This is a genomic window from Mycobacterium sp. ELW1, assembly GCF_008329905.1.
Classification (GTDB): Bacteria; Actinomycetota; Actinomycetes; order Mycobacteriales; family Mycobacteriaceae; genus Mycobacterium.
This window is the reverse complement of the sequence record NZ_CP032156.1, coordinates 130,979-143,605: the sequence shown is the minus strand read 5'-3', so window position 1 is coordinate 143,605 and position 12,627 is coordinate 130,979. Positions and strand designations below refer to the sequence as shown.

Genomic DNA, 12,627 nt, shown 5'->3' with positions numbered 1-12,627 from the left:
GAGCGTGACGGGGCCTTGCCGGTCATACTTGGCGCCCAGCTGAACGGTTAAAAGGTGAGTGGCTACGGACGCGGCCGCCGGCAGGCGGCCATGAAGCGCCCGCCAGGGCGCATCCGGCACGCACCGGAAGACACCGCACCGGCCGGGCCCGCGACAGCTGCGCGGGCACCGGCCGGGTTGGCGGTGTTATCCGTGGCCGGCTTATTGGCGCCGGGCCGCGGCGGGAACGTCGAGGCGCGAGATCGCCCAGGGGCCGTCGTCGTAGCCCGGCAGTGCCTGGATCAGGCGGTGCTCGAAGGCGCGGCAGAAGGCGTGGGCTTGGCTGTCGCGCCAGCCGGCGTGCTCGCAGGCTTGGTATTCGTAGCAGTGCAGAGCCTTGAGCAGATCGACGGTGCTCCAGGTGGTGTGCAGCGGCCGCTGGTAGGCGTAGATGAATAAGTCGTCTTCGTCGTAGCGGTAGTTGACCGAGGCGGCGTTTTCGTCGACGAGCATCTGTCCGACGCCGTCGCGGGTGTCGGCGGTGAGCCGGCCTTCTCGGGTGGGGTTGTCGAAATACCACGACAGGGGGCCGTAGTGGCCGGCTGGCCGGCTGGCGGCCCAGAGCAGGACGTGGATGTGTTCGGGGTCGACGAGGAATGCGCTCATGGGTGGAAGTCCTTTCCGGTGGCGGGGTTAGGCGAGGCCGGCGTCGGTGATGCGGCGGCGGATGGCGGCGAGGCTGACGGTGTTCTCGGTGAAGCGGGCCCAGGTCTGCCAGCCGTGGAGTGCTTTTTCGACGATGTCGAAGTCGACGCCGGCCCGGCTGATGGCCAGGGTGTGGCCTTGGTCGGGGTGGTCGGCGCGGGCGACGACGGCGACGAGCTGGCCGTCTCTGCGGAAGTGGTCGTTGAGGCGGAACCGCAGTTGGTAGGGCCGGGTGTCGTGGTCGTCGAGGAAGTCCCAGGCCAGGGCGTAGTCGATTTCCATGGTGTTCTCCGTTTCGGTGGTGTTGGGTGCGCCGGTTAGCGCTGGGTGCGCGGGGACCGGTGGGGTGGCGCGGTCAACCCCGAAGAGGCCGCGGCGAAACGGAGCAGGGTTTTCGGCCCCCGCGAGTCCGGGCGCGCCAGCGCCTCGGGTGAGCTCGGGTTGGGCCGAAAAGGTCACTCGGCCTGTGCAGTTCGGCGCGGGTGTGGGTTGAGCGTGACGGGGCCTTGCCGGTCATACTTGGCGCCCAGCTGAACGGTTAAAAGGTGAGTGGCTACGGACGCGGCCGCCGCCAGGCGGCCATGACGCGCCCGCCAGGGCGCATCCGGCACGCACCGGAAGACACCGCACCGGCGGGGCCGGTGGACTGGTTAGATCCAGAGCAGGTTGGGGACTTCGGTCCAATCGGCGCCGGGGTGGGCGGGTGTGAGGTAGATGCGGTCGCGGGCCCAGCTTGTGTGGCGGCCGCGGGTGGTGGGTCCGCCTTCGGCGGTGAGCCAGGGCAGCGGGGAGCGCCGGACTCCGTGGTCGTCGATGCCGAAGCGGTCTTTGTCGATGTATTGCTGCTTGTCGGGGTTGCAGATGTAGCGGTGGCTGGTGGCGGTGATGGTGACCGGTGGTTCGGCGTTGGCGGTGACCGGTTCGTGGGGGTCGATGAGGCCGGCGAAGCGCACGAAGTGGTGGGGTTCGACGAGCCAGTAGAGCCCGGGTTGGCCGTCGTCGGGGGTGTCGTCGTCGCCGGCCCAGACCAGGCGGGCGCTGCCGTCGAGGGTGAGCAGTGTTTCCACGGCCGTCATGAGGGGGGTGTCGGCGCGGGTGTGGGTCGACAGTTTCTGTCCGCTGCCGTAGTCGGTGGGTGCGACGGCGCGGATGGGTCGACCGGCGTTGTCGACGATGACGGGGATGAAGTACTGGCCCATGGACATGTCCTTTCAGGATGGGTGATCGAGGTGGTGAGGAACGGGGATCGGGCCCCGACTGGTGTGCCGGGGCCCGATCGGTGCGGCTGCGCTCAGCCCCGGTTGATGGCGGCGGCGAGCTCGTCGGCGGATACGGGGTTCCAGCCCACGGATGCGACGGCCCAGGCGGTTTCTCCGATCACGACGACGTCGCCGACCGACAAGCTGCGGTGGCCGGCGTGACGCCAGCCGACGGCCCAGCTGGCGGTGGGTTCGCAGTTGAGCTCGTCGAAGATGTGCTCGAGTGCGGCGCCGATGGCGGTCTGGTGGGGCCGGGTGCCGGTGGGGATGGCCAGGTTGAAGGTGGCGGCGGCGCGCAGCCGGGCGGGTGCGGCCCGGTTGAATCCGAGGAAGCTGGCCTCGGCGTCGTTGAGGTACACGGTTGTGGTGAGTGCCGGTGCTGTGGTGGTGTCCATGGTTGTTCTCCGTTTCTTGTGGTGAGTGGTGCGCCGGTCAGCGCTGGGGAGCGGTCAATCGGGTGAGGGTGGGCGGTCAACCCCGAAGAGCCGGCGTCGCACGGAGCAGGGTTTTCGGCCCGCGAGCGGCAGCGAGCTTGATAGGGCCGAAAAGGTCACTCGGCCTGCGGAGTTCGGCGTCGGTGTGGGTTGACCGGTCGGGCCCCCGGCCGATTAGGCTGCGACCCCTGCTGACGGCTTAAAGGTGAGTGGCTACGGACGCGCCCGCCGCCAGGCGGGCCTCGGCGCGCCAGCGCCGCAACACTCGGCGGCCTGGTCGCTGAGGTGTGTGATGCCGGAAGGCACCGGCGGCCAGCTGGCCCCGTGCTGCGGCGGGGCCAGCTGCGGCGCTGGCGGGTGTCAGCGTCGGTGCATCCAGCGTTCTACGGCGGCCAGGAGGTCGTTGGTGGCGCTGGTGTCGACGACGGAAATGGGGATGGCGGTGTTGGCCGGGCCCCGGTAGGTGCCCTCGGCGCGGTCGAATGCGATGTCGTTCCAGGTGATCTGGCCGACCCGGTGTTGGGCTTCGATCATGGCGTCGAGTAGGCAGTCCACGGGCTGGTCGATGGTGGCGATGCAGTCGTTGGTGATGATCGCGGTGGTGATGGACATTGGTGTTCCCCTTTCTGGTGCGCTGCCGGTCAGCGCTGGGGTGCGGTCAATCGGGTGGGGGTGGGCGGTCAACCCCGTAGAGCCGGCGTCGCACGGAGCAGGGTTTTCGGCCCCGCGAGCCCGGCGCGGCAGCGCCCTGGGCGAGCTGGTTTGGGCCGAAAAGGTCACTCGGCCTGTGGAGTTCGGCGTCGGTGTGGGTTGACCGGTCGGGCCCCCGGCCGATTAGGCTTCCGACCCCTGCTGACGGCCTAACGGTGAGTGGCTACGGACCACGGCCGCCGTCAGGCGGGCAGTCGGCGCGTGAGCGCCGCAGCGGGGCGTGGAGCCCGAAGACACCGGTGGGCCGGGCCCGCGACAGCGGCGCTGCCGGGCCCCGGCGCGGGTGGCGCCTTGTTAGGGGCGTTCGTCGTCGATGATTCCGTGAACGATGTGGTAGGCGGCGCGGCAATTGCGGACGCTGTCGGTGATGAACGAGGTGCTGTCTGGTCCGGGTGTGCCTTCGGCGAATTCGACGTCGAACACCTGGTCGCTGGTCAACGCGGTGACGGCCCGCTGGGCGCGAGTGAGGGCGTTGATGGCGTCGGCGAGGGAGCCGAGGAGCTCGGCGCGGGCCTCCTCGATGTCGCGGTCCCAGTCGGTGTAGTCGGGGTGGCTGGTCATAGTCGGTCCTTTCGGGTTGAGGTCGGTGGGTGAGGCCGGGCCCACCCCCAGGGGCGGGCCCGGCTAAGCAGGTTGTTCAGGCGGCGATCGGCTCGTTGTCGAGGATGTCGTCGATGGCCTCCTGGAGGTCCTCGTAGGCCAGGGCCAGGGGGGCGTCGTCGACGGTGAGGGTCCACATCGGTTCGTCACCGACTCCGGCGGTCAGGGTGTAGGTGTGGGCGCCGTCGGCTCGGTAGGACCAGGTGCCGGGGATCTGGTGGAACGTCAGGTCGCCGGCGCGGACCTTGAGGATTCGGGTGGTCGGTTCGGTGTTGAGGTCGGGCGCGGTGGCCTCCAGCGCGGCGATTTGTCCGTAGTCGTCGGTGGCCAGAAGCACGAGGTGGTGGCCCTGCTCGGGGGTGTACTCGTGGACGGTGGTCAGCAGGATGGGTCCGTGGTTGTGGAACACGATGCGGGTGATTCCGTACTGCTGGTGTTGGATCCGCTCGGCGGCTTCGTCGAGAAGGGCGAATGCGAGGTCGAATTCGTGGTCCATGGTTGTTCTCCGTTTCTTGTGGTGAGTGGTGCGCCGGTCAGCGCTGGGGAGCGGTCAATCGGGTGAGGGTGGGCGGTCAACCCCGAAGAGCCGGCGTCGCACGGAGCAGGGTTTTCGGCCCGCGAGCGGCAGCGAGCTTGATAGGGCCGAAAAGGTCACTCGGCCTGCGGAGTTCGGCGTCGGTGTGGGTTGACCGGTCGGGCCCCCGGCCGATTAGGCTGCGACCCCTGCTGACGGCTTAAAGGTGAGTGGCTACGGACGCGCCCGCCGCCAGGCGGGCATCGGCGCCCGCCAGGGCGACGCTTGCGCAGGTGCGGGTCAGCCAGGCGAGCCGGCCACCTCCGGGGTGGGGGTGACCGGCTCGCTGGGTGCTGGCGGATCTCAGATGAGTCCGGTGAAGCCGGCGCCGATGGTGTTGGCCTGCTCGATGCGCTCGGCGGCGTCGTTGTCGATGTCGGCGCGGGCCTGGCTGACCATGTGGGCCAATCCCAGGGGAGCGTCGGCGGTGAACGCCTCGTTGGGGTCGGCGTAGAAGTCCCAGCAGGAGCTGACTTCTCGGCCGTCCGGTCCGGCCACGATGTAGCCGTAGACCTCGCCGTTGGCCCAGGCGTCGTAGGTGGCGACGGTGCCGCGGGTGTAGTCCTCGGGCGCGGTGGCGTCGGGGGGTGCCCAGGCCAGGCCTTCGATGCCGCGGTACCGCTTCGTGCAGGGCGCCTCGGCGTGGTAGCGGTCACCGCTGCGCGTGATGTGCAGGATCCCGGCCAGGCCGTGGGTCATCCGCAGGTAGCGGGCAATGGCGGCCGAGGAGCGGTACTCGTGGTCGTAGAGGGAATCGTTGGCGGCGGTGTGCCGGCGCAGCAGCTCGGCGACGTCGTGAGAGGCGTCGCCGAATTGGGCGCTGATGGTGCGGGCATCGCCGAGGTAGACCAGTCCGCCGTCGTCGGTGTAGTCGGGTGCTGCGGCGTCGAGGTCGTAGTGCAGGGCGATGGCGTAGGTGCCGGCGGGGGTGGTGACGGCGATCTTGTCGAATGGGTCGTACATGTCGGGTCCTTTCGGTGGGTCTGCGGGGTTCGGGACGCCCGGTCAGGCCTCGGTGGACCTGACCGGGGTGGATCGGGTTTTGGTTAGTCGTCTTCGTCCCAGCGCTCGCCGGCGTAGCTGGGATCGAAGTCGGCTGGAGCGGTGGCGGGGTAGCGGCGGTTGATCTCGTCGATGCGCGGTTGGGTGTGCGCGACGTATTCGTCGTAGTGGTGCTCGCAGCGCGGGAAGGTCATTCCGCTGCCGGAGAGGGTGTAGCGCTCGAAAACCTCTCCGCGGCAGGGGCTGTGGTCGGAGTCGATGCAGTCGCTCATGGGGTGTTCCTTTGCGGTTGGTGACCGGCGGTGCGCCGGTCGGTGCAGGTGCGTTCGGACCGTGGGGTGGGGCGGGTCAACCCCGAAGAGGCCGCGGCGCACGGAGCGGGGTTTTCGGCCCCGGCGAGCCCGGGCGCGGCAGCGCCTCGGGTGAGTTTGGGTTGGGCCGAAAAGGTCACTCGGCGCGCGTAGTTCGGCGCGGGTGTGGGTTGAGCCGGCCTGGGGCCCTGCGGTCATGCTGGGCGCCTGCTGACAGGCAGAAAGGTGAGGGGCTACGGGCCACGGCCGCCGGCAGGCGGCCCTACCTGGCTTGGCGGCGCGCCGTTGCGCGGCCACGCTGGAGCGACCGGAACAAAAAGGGGGCCCGGTCACCCGCGGTGGGGTGACCGGGCCCTGCTTGGGGTGTCAGTCCTGCCAGCTGCCGGTGATGGTGTCGATGGCTTCGGGGATCGAGGAGTGCGGGATCGCCTCGGCGAGGCGGTCGATCTCATCGGCGCTTAACGCTCGCCCGGCCCAGCTGCTGGCCTGCTCGGCGGTAATGAGCTCGGCTGGGGTGTCGAGCGCGGCGGTCAGCATCGCGACCAGCTCGGCGGCGGTGGGCAGCGGTAGCGTGTCGGCGCGGTCGCGGACTTGGGTGCACTCCTCGGGCCGGTCGCAGGCGCATTCGGAGTTGGTCGCGTTCAGGTCGGCGTAGGTGCTGTCGAGCGGGTAGCCGTCGACGCTGGGGCCGTCGACAATCCAGCGGGTGCCGTCGTCGGAGAGCCGCAGGTGCACGGCGACGGTTTGTTCGATGAAATGTGCTGCTGGGGGGTGGATCTGGTTGTAGTAGTGCGCGTTGCCGTCGCGGCGCAGCGCCGCCTCGGTGGGCTGGGTGTTGGTCATCGCAGTGTCCTTTCGGTGGTGTGGGTGTCGTTGATGTAGGTGTGGCGGCGCGGGTGCTTGTAGAGCGCGGCCGCCGATCGGGGTGGGTTCATCGGGTGCGCCGCCGTCGGCCCGGGGTGGGGGTGCGCTCGAGGAACTCGGCGATGTGGGTGGTGGCGGAGTCGACGCCGGCAAATTGGGGGTGTTCGGCGTCGAGGTCGTCAGTGTGCAGCTGCCAGATGGCGGGCGCGCCGAGGCGGGGGACGGCAGTGAGTTGGTAGCAGTGTCGGCCGACTGCGGTGTAGATGGCTCCGCCGAGGGCGCTGATCGGGGCGGCGCTTATTGGTGTGCCGATGTGGGTCCACAGCAGCGCTCCGGAGCGAAAGTTCTTGATGCGGGCGCTGATTGTGGAGACGGTATCGGGGTGCCCGGCGCTGGATTCGGCGGCGGCCTGCAGGGTCCCGTGCTCGTCGCGGGCCCAGAGTTGGGCGCTGATGCCCCAGTTGTGGGTGGTGAAGCGTGCGAGGACGTCGAGGTCCTCGGGCAGGGTGTCGATGTTGAGCTGTTGGTGGCCGGGTGTGAAGGTGTAGAGCTTGTCGATGGCGATGCCCCGGAGTCGTTGGGCCAGGTGGTAGGTGTGTCGGCCGCCGGCGGTGAGGTCGGTGTGGGTTGTGGTCATGGTGTTCTCCCGTTCGGGTGGTGTTGGGTGCGCCGGTTAGCGCTGGGTGTGCGGGGACCGGTGGGGTGGGCGGTCAACCCCGAAGAGGCCGCGGCGAAACGGAGCAGGGTTTTCGGCCCCGCGAGTCCGGGCGCGCCAGCGCCTCGGGTGAGCTCGGGTTGGGCCGAAAAGGTCACTCGGCCTGTGCAGTTCGGCGCGGGTGTGGGTTGAGCGTGACGGGGTCCTCGCCGGTCATACTTGGCGCCCAGCTGAACGGTTAAAAGGTGAGTGGCTACGGACGCGGCCGCCGCCAGGCGGCCATGAAGCGCCCGCCAGGGCGCGCATCTGTTGAGGTGACCGGCATGCGGACCGCACCCGCGGCGGGGCTGGCACTGCAAAGTGCCCTCATCCCAGCTGAGGTCCGTCGGGGTCGACGAACGTCTGGGCTGCGTCGCGAGTGGCTGATCTTGGAGGCTGGCGTGTGGTGACCGAGGTGCTGAGTGCAGATGGGCGGCGCTGTCGCGCCGGCGATCTCTTTCTCGCGGTCGGCGCCGGGCTCCGGCTGCGGCCGATCAGCCCTGCAGGCCGGTGACGGCCAGTTCGGTTAGCGATTCGGTGAGGCTGGTGAAGCGTCCGGTGCGTGTGCCGCTGTGGGTGTGGTGTTCGCCCAGCCAGATCCCGACGATGGTGGCGGTGCCGTCGCTGGCCGGCTGCCAGACGGGTGCCCCGGAGTCACCGGGAACGCTTTCGGGCATGCCGGTGACGTTGTATTGGTAGCCGATCAGTCGCCCGTCGAGCTGCCCGCACACGGTGCGGGTGCGGATTCCGCTGCGGCACACCGTTGTTCGTGGGTCGGGGACACCCATGCCGTTGACAGGCATGCCGTTGATCGTGGCCACGGATCGGTTGGTGCCGAAGTTGATTAACGCGAAGTCGTCGAACAGGGGATCGGGGTCGGTGATGGCGACGGCGACACGGCCGGCGGCTCCGCTGTCGAGGTCGACCACGGTGGTGCCGCCGCCTCGAGTGCAGTGCCCAGCGGTGACGCCGTAGGTGGTGTCACCGCTGGTGTAGGTGTAGCCCAGCGTGCACACCGTGGGGCCGCGGGTGGACTGGACTGCGATCTCGTCGCCGGCGGCCACGGTGGCGGTGCTGGCGCGGCTCGGCGCGGGCGCGGCTAGGGGCGCGACGGCGCCCAGAACTGCGGCGGCGGTGAGTGCTGCTGTGCGGGTGAGCCGCATCGCTGAGTCCTGTCCTCGTGGTGGGCGCTGCCGATGATTGTCTGCGATGCCTGTGACATCAGCGCCCGGGCGGCGCTGACCTCAGCGCAGCAGGGTTGCGCTGAGGCGGCGCTCGGCGGCGCGTTGGGCGCGGTTGTGCAGGGTGTCGATCCAGGCGTGCGCGGCTCGGGCGGATTGCCCGTGGGATTGGGTGTAGGACTGCACCGCGTGACCGGCGCGGGCGGCGATGCTGATGTCCAGGCTGGCGGGGTGGGCGGTGCTGCGTGCGGGACTGGTCACGGCTGGTCCCATCCGGGTTGGGCGGCGGCTTCGGCGCGCCGCCACAGATCAGCGAGGTCATCGCGGACGGCGGTGAACTGGTCGGTGAGGTCGATGCGGTCCGCGCCGCTGTCGGCCATCTGCTGCATGCGGATTCCGTGTTCGCGCACCGCCCGGCGGTAGGCCTCGTCGAGCACGTCGCGGGCGTAGTTGGCCGCCACGGCCGCGCTGACGGTGTGGGTGTAGAGATCGGCCAGGTGCAGGGCGAGCCGGTGGTGTTGACCGGCGGTCGGGGGGCTGGCGGGTTCCAGCGCCTGGGTGGCGGCGTGCTGGCGGGCGTAGGCCAGGACCGTGACGGGGTCGGGGTCGCGGCGGGCGTCGGTGGCGCGGCGGATGATCTCGTACACCCAGCGGTTCATGGGCCGCCAGATGGCGGTGTCGGGGATGAGGTCGAGAAAGGCGCGGGCCCGGGTGTAGGGCATCCACAGCAGCGCCCCGATGAGCTGGTTTTCGGGTTCCCATCGCGCGGCGATGGCTTGTCCGCGCCATTCGTCGCTGGGTTCGAAGTCGGCTTCGGGGGCCGGGGTGGTGTCGCTGTCGGGGACGACGTGCAGCGGTGCGCGGTGTGCGGCGGTCATGATGCGGTGATCCCCCAGCTCAGCAGGACGTACCACCAGGTCAGAGCAGCGGCTTGGGCGGTGTCGATGTGGGCGGGCAGCGCGGCGTGCACAGCGCCGGCCAGTTGGGCCGCGCTCAGGTCGGCGCCCGCCTGGGCAATGGCGTTGTGGCGCAGTGTTTCCAGCAGGTGTTGATCGGGCGCGGCGGTGAGCTCGACACCGGCCAGCTGGGCGGCTTCGCGCCACAGGGTGCCTGCGGTGAACCAGCATCGTCCCTCGGCTTGGGCGGCTGTCAGCACGGCCAGCGGGTAGCGCGATCCGGGATCGGTGTCGGCTCCGTGCTCCCACTTGGGGTGGTGATCGGCGATCCAGCGTTGCGCGGCTACGGCGGCGTAGTAGGTGCTGGTCACGTTCGCGTCGTCGTGGGCCGGCGCGATGGTGGCGTGCCCGGTGTGGTGGGGCCGGGCGACGCGGCTGTCGGGGTCGGCCAGGGCGAGCAGCTCATAGCGGGTGGTGTCGGCATCGGTGCGCACGGGCCGCAGGTAGTAGTCGGCGCCGATGACGTAGTTGATGAGGCTGCGGTGGGCGTCGTCTCGGTCGGGGTGGTCGGTGGTGGTGACGGACCGGCCTTGGTGGTCGATCGAGAGGTGGTACATCGCTGGTCTCCGTTCGGGGTCAATGTGGTCGGCTCAGGCGCTCAGCGCGGGGGATTTGCTGATCGCCGAAATTCGGTCGGGGCGATACCCCGACCAGTGCTGGCCGCCGGCGACGACGACGGGGGCTTGCAGGTAGCCCAGACTCATCACGTAGTCGCGGGCGTCGGCATCGGTATTGATGTCGACTTTCGTATAGTCCAACCCGGCATTATCCAAGGCTCGAAAAGTCGCGTTGCATTGCACGCAGGCGGGCTTTGTGTAGACGGTGATGGCGGTCATTCTCTGCTCCTTTGAGCGTCGCAATTGTGTGTGAAAGATATTCTGATTCTATCGGATATTCGGAGTGTCCGACAACACTTTCTACCCGCGATATATAGACTTTCCTCTTTTCTTATTCGGAAATCAACGGCGTATTTCTGCCCCGGGGACGCGGCCCGGCTCTGCATGGTTTTGCAGTGGTGCTGATGCCTCCTCACCAACGAGTCGAAGCAAAGACGCGCAACGTCTTACGGGTCTGGCGACCTGACTGTTCTTCGGCGCTTTCTCGCATCAATGTCAGGGCCGGCGTGAGGCCCGGCGCAGCGCAATGGTCCGGCCGGAGAGTTTTCCCGCGAGCGTTTTTGCGAGCAGTATTGTGGGAAAAGTTTCCGGGCCGTTAGGCCGTAGCCGCGGCCTTGCGTGGAGCGGGCCGCCGGCCATAATTGATGATCTGAGAAAGTGACGCGGTAAAAGTAATTCAGCAGCGCCGCCAGGCGCTTCCGCTGCGCCGTTGCAGTCGGTGCGCCGGTCGCCGACTGTGCGGGCCGAATCGTCTTTCATAGTGGGCGCTTCCCGGTGAGGGTGGGACCGGCGCGGGCCGGTCCCACCCTGGTAAGGAACTACTCGTCGTCGGCGGGTTCGGCCTGATCGGTCAGCGAGTCATAGAGAGCGTCGGCGGTTTGCTCGCCGAGGATGACTCGCTCGATGTCGGCCAGCGGGTAACCGTTTTCGGCCAGGAAACCCAGCAGCTCGGCGGGCCCGACGTAGCGGCCATAGCCGCCCATGCCGCGCCAGGCGTCCTTGCCGGTGCGGGCTTCCAGCGCTCCCAGCACCAGCGCCAGGGTGATGACTTGGGCGCGCCCGTCACCAGTGGCCGGAAGCTCGGCCACCAGCTTGTGCACCGCCTGCAGGTCGCTGACCCCGAGCAGCTCGGCGGCGACCTCGCCGCCGTGGTACTCCTCGATCAGGCGTACATCGCTGGTGATGCACTTCGCGACGAACATCGCCGCACCCTTGGGCGGGGTCTTGCGGGTGAGGACCTTTTCGGCGATGAACTCTCGGCGCACCTGCTGGGCAGCCTGCCCGAGCTTGTTGAGCGCGATCACCTTGCGCCGCTCGCGACGCTCGGCGTCGGCCCGCGCCGCCGCGCGCGCCTCGGCGTCCTGGTGGTCGTGCTCGTCGTCGCCGTCGACGTCGTCGCCGTCCTCGCGAGACAGCGCCTCCACACGATGGGCCAGCTGCTCGCACAACACCAATCCAGCTGCGGCGTAGTCGGTGCAGAACCAATCAGCAGTCCACACCGCCACTTCGGTGATCGAGTTGGGGTCGCGCTTTCCCTCGGTGACCTTGCCGCTGTGACGTGAGTACCAGTCGATATCGTGGTACTCGACCGCTTCGCCGGTCTCGTTGTCGACATAGCCGTCCTCTTCGGTCAGGTACACCGCCCAGTGCGCCGGGTTGGTGATCGACTCTTCGGTGGCCGGTGAGCCATCGGCATTGCGCAGGTAGCGCAACTCCACGCTGGTCGGGTCGCCGTACTCGGGGAACGAGTCGTCATCGAGCAGCCGATAACCCTTCTCGACGTAGCCCGCAGACACCTCCTGGTAAGCCTTCTGCGACTCGCGTTCCTGACGGATCTCGGCCACCCGGTGGTCGAATCGATTAGTGCCTGCCACCTCGATCAGGCGCTCGATCGCCTCGGGGTCGTCATCGAACTCGCTGAGCACCGCAGCCTCGGCCAGCGACAGCTGCCCAGTGTCGAGGGCCTCCATGGCTGCCGCCGATCCGGCGGCGGTGGCCACCGACTTGACCGTGTCGCGACCGATGGACAGCGACTTGGCGACCTTGGTCACCGACACCCCGGCATCGAGCATCTGCTGAATGCCGCGTGCCCGCTGGGCCTCGGTGATAGCGAGACGCTTGTCGTTCTCGACAATCTGCTCCGGCACTCGTTCGAGGACCTGGGCTTTCTCGTCATCGCCTGCGACGCTTTCGCGCACGTAGACCGGGACGCTGGCCAGTCCGGCCTCACGCGCGGCCAGAGTGCGGCGCTGCCCCGCACGCACCCGCACCACGCCGTCGTGTCCGCGCACCGCTGCGATGGGGTTGAGCACGCCGTGCTCCTTGATGCTGGCGACGAAATCGGCGTCCAGTGCGGCGTCATCGCGCACGTTGGTTTCGAGTTCCAACGTCTGCGGGTCGAGGTGCTCAAGGGTGCCCGCTGCCGGGACCTGGGCTGTGGTGTCGATATCGGTGGTGATGTTCTCGCTCATTTCGATGGTTACCTTTCTCAGGGTGAGTGGGCGTGGCCGCCCGTTCTTTTTGCCTTCTGGCACTGAAGATTTGGGCCGGCATCAGGGCCGTGGAGTGCAAAGGTCCGGGCGCAAAATTCTTCGCGCGAGCGCAGCGAGCCCCGGAGAAATTTGCGAGCCCTTGGGCCCGGAGCGCAGCGGAGGCCGTGGCCTTGCACGCAGCGGGCCGCCGGCCATAATCGAAAGCCAGAAGGCAAATAAACCAGCGCCGGGGCCCGGAGGGACCCGGT

At 68.7% G+C, this 12,627-nt stretch carries 17 protein-coding genes; all 17 read right to left on the bottom strand.

Translation table 11 applies throughout. The annotated features are described in order from the left end of the window. Positions 1-201: 201 nt before the first annotated feature. Positions 202-645 (bottom strand): hypothetical protein, encoded by a 444-nt coding sequence (locus D3H54_RS30660; protein WP_149383934.1) that lies wholly within the window; start codon positions 643-645, stop codon positions 202-204. A gap of 27 nt (positions 646-672) precedes the next feature. Beyond that, positions 673-966, bottom strand: coding sequence for a hypothetical protein (locus D3H54_RS30655; RefSeq protein WP_149383933.1), 294 nt, complete (start codon positions 964-966; stop codon positions 673-675). 368 nt (positions 967-1,334) lie between these two features. After that, positions 1,335-1,889, bottom strand: coding sequence for a hypothetical protein (locus tag D3H54_RS30650; protein WP_286199359.1), 555 nt, complete (start codon positions 1,887-1,889; stop codon positions 1,335-1,337). 86 nt (positions 1,890-1,975) lie between these two features. Beyond that, entirely contained in the window at positions 1,976-2,338 is a 363-nt protein-coding gene (locus D3H54_RS30645; protein WP_149383932.1) for a hypothetical protein, read from the bottom strand. 399 nt (positions 2,339-2,737) lie between these two features. After that, positions 2,738-2,989 carry a DUF7280 family protein gene (locus D3H54_RS30640; RefSeq protein WP_149383931.1) on the bottom strand — a complete coding sequence of 84 codons (252 nt, stop codon included), beginning with the start codon at positions 2,987-2,989 and terminating at the stop codon, positions 2,738-2,740. A 393-nt stretch (positions 2,990-3,382) separates the two neighbouring features. Beyond that, positions 3,383-3,649: a hypothetical protein gene (locus D3H54_RS30635; RefSeq protein ID WP_149383930.1), complete on the bottom strand. Its 267-nt coding sequence runs from the start codon at positions 3,647-3,649 to the stop codon at positions 3,383-3,385. A 76-nt stretch (positions 3,650-3,725) separates the two neighbouring features. Then, the gene (locus D3H54_RS30630) at positions 3,726-4,184 is read right to left on the bottom strand and encodes a hypothetical protein (protein ID WP_149383929.1); all 459 of its coding nucleotides are present in this window, start codon (positions 4,182-4,184) and stop codon (positions 3,726-3,728) included. Positions 4,185-4,565: 381 nt separating this feature from the next. Then, entirely contained in the window at positions 4,566-5,225 is a 660-nt protein-coding gene (locus D3H54_RS30625) for a hypothetical protein (protein ID WP_149383928.1), read from the bottom strand. 83 nt (positions 5,226-5,308) lie between these two features. After that, positions 5,309-5,536, bottom strand: a complete 228-nt coding sequence (locus tag D3H54_RS30620; RefSeq protein WP_149383927.1) for a hypothetical protein — start codon at positions 5,534-5,536, stop codon at positions 5,309-5,311. A gap of 405 nt (positions 5,537-5,941) precedes the next feature. After that, complete coding sequence (locus tag D3H54_RS30615; protein ID WP_149383926.1) at positions 5,942-6,418, bottom strand: hypothetical protein; 477 nt, start codon at positions 6,416-6,418, stop codon at positions 5,942-5,944. 88 nt (positions 6,419-6,506) lie between these two features. After that, positions 6,507-7,076, bottom strand: coding sequence for a hypothetical protein (locus D3H54_RS30610; protein ID WP_149383925.1), 570 nt, complete (start codon positions 7,074-7,076; stop codon positions 6,507-6,509). 551 nt (positions 7,077-7,627) lie between these two features. Next, positions 7,628-8,296, bottom strand: a complete 669-nt coding sequence (locus D3H54_RS30605) for a chymotrypsin family serine protease (protein WP_149383924.1) — start codon at positions 8,294-8,296, stop codon at positions 7,628-7,630. An 81-nt stretch (positions 8,297-8,377) separates the two neighbouring features. After that, positions 8,378-8,575 (bottom strand): amidohydrolase, encoded by a 198-nt coding sequence (locus D3H54_RS30600; RefSeq protein WP_149383923.1) that lies wholly within the window; start codon positions 8,573-8,575, stop codon positions 8,378-8,380. After that, positions 8,572-9,192 carry a hypothetical protein gene (locus D3H54_RS30595; RefSeq protein WP_149383922.1) on the bottom strand — a complete coding sequence of 207 codons (621 nt, stop codon included), beginning with the start codon at positions 9,190-9,192 and terminating at the stop codon, positions 8,572-8,574. The genes D3H54_RS30600 and D3H54_RS30595 overlap by 4 nt, the downstream gene beginning before the upstream one ends. Next, positions 9,189-9,827: a hypothetical protein gene (locus tag D3H54_RS30590; protein ID WP_149383921.1), complete on the bottom strand. Its 639-nt coding sequence runs from the start codon at positions 9,825-9,827 to the stop codon at positions 9,189-9,191. The genes D3H54_RS30595 and D3H54_RS30590 overlap by 4 nt, the downstream gene beginning before the upstream one ends. Positions 9,828-9,860: 33 nt before the next feature. Next, entirely contained in the window at positions 9,861-10,106 is a 246-nt protein-coding gene (gene nrdH, locus D3H54_RS30585) for a glutaredoxin-like protein NrdH (RefSeq protein ID WP_149383920.1), read from the bottom strand. 599 nt (positions 10,107-10,705) lie between these two features. Beyond that, positions 10,706-12,358, bottom strand: coding sequence for a ParB/RepB/Spo0J family partition protein (locus D3H54_RS30580; protein ID WP_149383919.1), 1,653 nt, complete (start codon positions 12,356-12,358; stop codon positions 10,706-10,708). Between the last annotated feature and the right edge of the window lie 269 nt (positions 12,359-12,627).

Bases quoted from the DNA above. Each gene is read 5' to 3' on its own strand.
- D3H54_RS30660 (WP_149383934.1), bottom strand. From the start codon at position 645: ATGAGCGCATTCCTCGTCGACCCCGAACACATCCACGTCCTGCTCTGG.
- D3H54_RS30655 (WP_149383933.1), bottom strand. From the start codon at position 966: ATGGAAATCGACTACGCCCTGGCCTGGGACTTCCTCGACGACCACGAC.
- D3H54_RS30650 (WP_286199359.1), bottom strand. From the start codon at position 1,889: ATGTCCATGGGCCAGTACTTCATCCCCGTCATCGTCGACAACGCCGGT.
- D3H54_RS30645 (WP_149383932.1), bottom strand. From the start codon at position 2,338: ATGGACACCACCACAGCACCGGCACTCACCACAACCGTGTACCTCAAC.
- D3H54_RS30640 (WP_149383931.1), bottom strand. From the start codon at position 2,989: ATGTCCATCACCACCGCGATCATCACCAACGACTGCATCGCCACCATC.
- D3H54_RS30635 (WP_149383930.1), bottom strand. From the start codon at position 3,649: ATGACCAGCCACCCCGACTACACCGACTGGGACCGCGACATCGAGGAG.
- D3H54_RS30630 (WP_149383929.1), bottom strand. From the start codon at position 4,184: ATGGACCACGAATTCGACCTCGCATTCGCCCTTCTCGACGAAGCCGCC.
- D3H54_RS30625 (WP_149383928.1), bottom strand. From the start codon at position 5,225: ATGTACGACCCATTCGACAAGATCGCCGTCACCACCCCCGCCGGCACC.
- D3H54_RS30620 (WP_149383927.1), bottom strand. From the start codon at position 5,536: ATGAGCGACTGCATCGACTCCGACCACAGCCCCTGCCGCGGAGAGGTT.
- D3H54_RS30615 (WP_149383926.1), bottom strand. From the start codon at position 6,418: ATGACCAACACCCAGCCCACCGAGGCGGCGCTGCGCCGCGACGGCAAC.
- D3H54_RS30610 (WP_149383925.1), bottom strand. From the start codon at position 7,076: ATGACCACAACCCACACCGACCTCACCGCCGGCGGCCGACACACCTAC.
- D3H54_RS30605 (WP_149383924.1), bottom strand. From the start codon at position 8,296: ATGCGGCTCACCCGCACAGCAGCACTCACCGCCGCCGCAGTTCTGGGC.
- D3H54_RS30595 (WP_149383922.1), bottom strand. From the start codon at position 9,192: ATGACCGCCGCACACCGCGCACCGCTGCACGTCGTCCCCGACAGCGAC.
- D3H54_RS30590 (WP_149383921.1), bottom strand. From the start codon at position 9,827: ATGTACCACCTCTCGATCGACCACCAAGGCCGGTCCGTCACCACCACC.
- nrdH (WP_149383920.1), bottom strand. From the start codon at position 10,106: ATGACCGCCATCACCGTCTACACAAAGCCCGCCTGCGTGCAATGCAAC.
- D3H54_RS30580 (WP_149383919.1), bottom strand. From the start codon at position 12,358: ATGAGCGAGAACATCACCACCGATATCGACACCACAGCCCAGGTCCCG.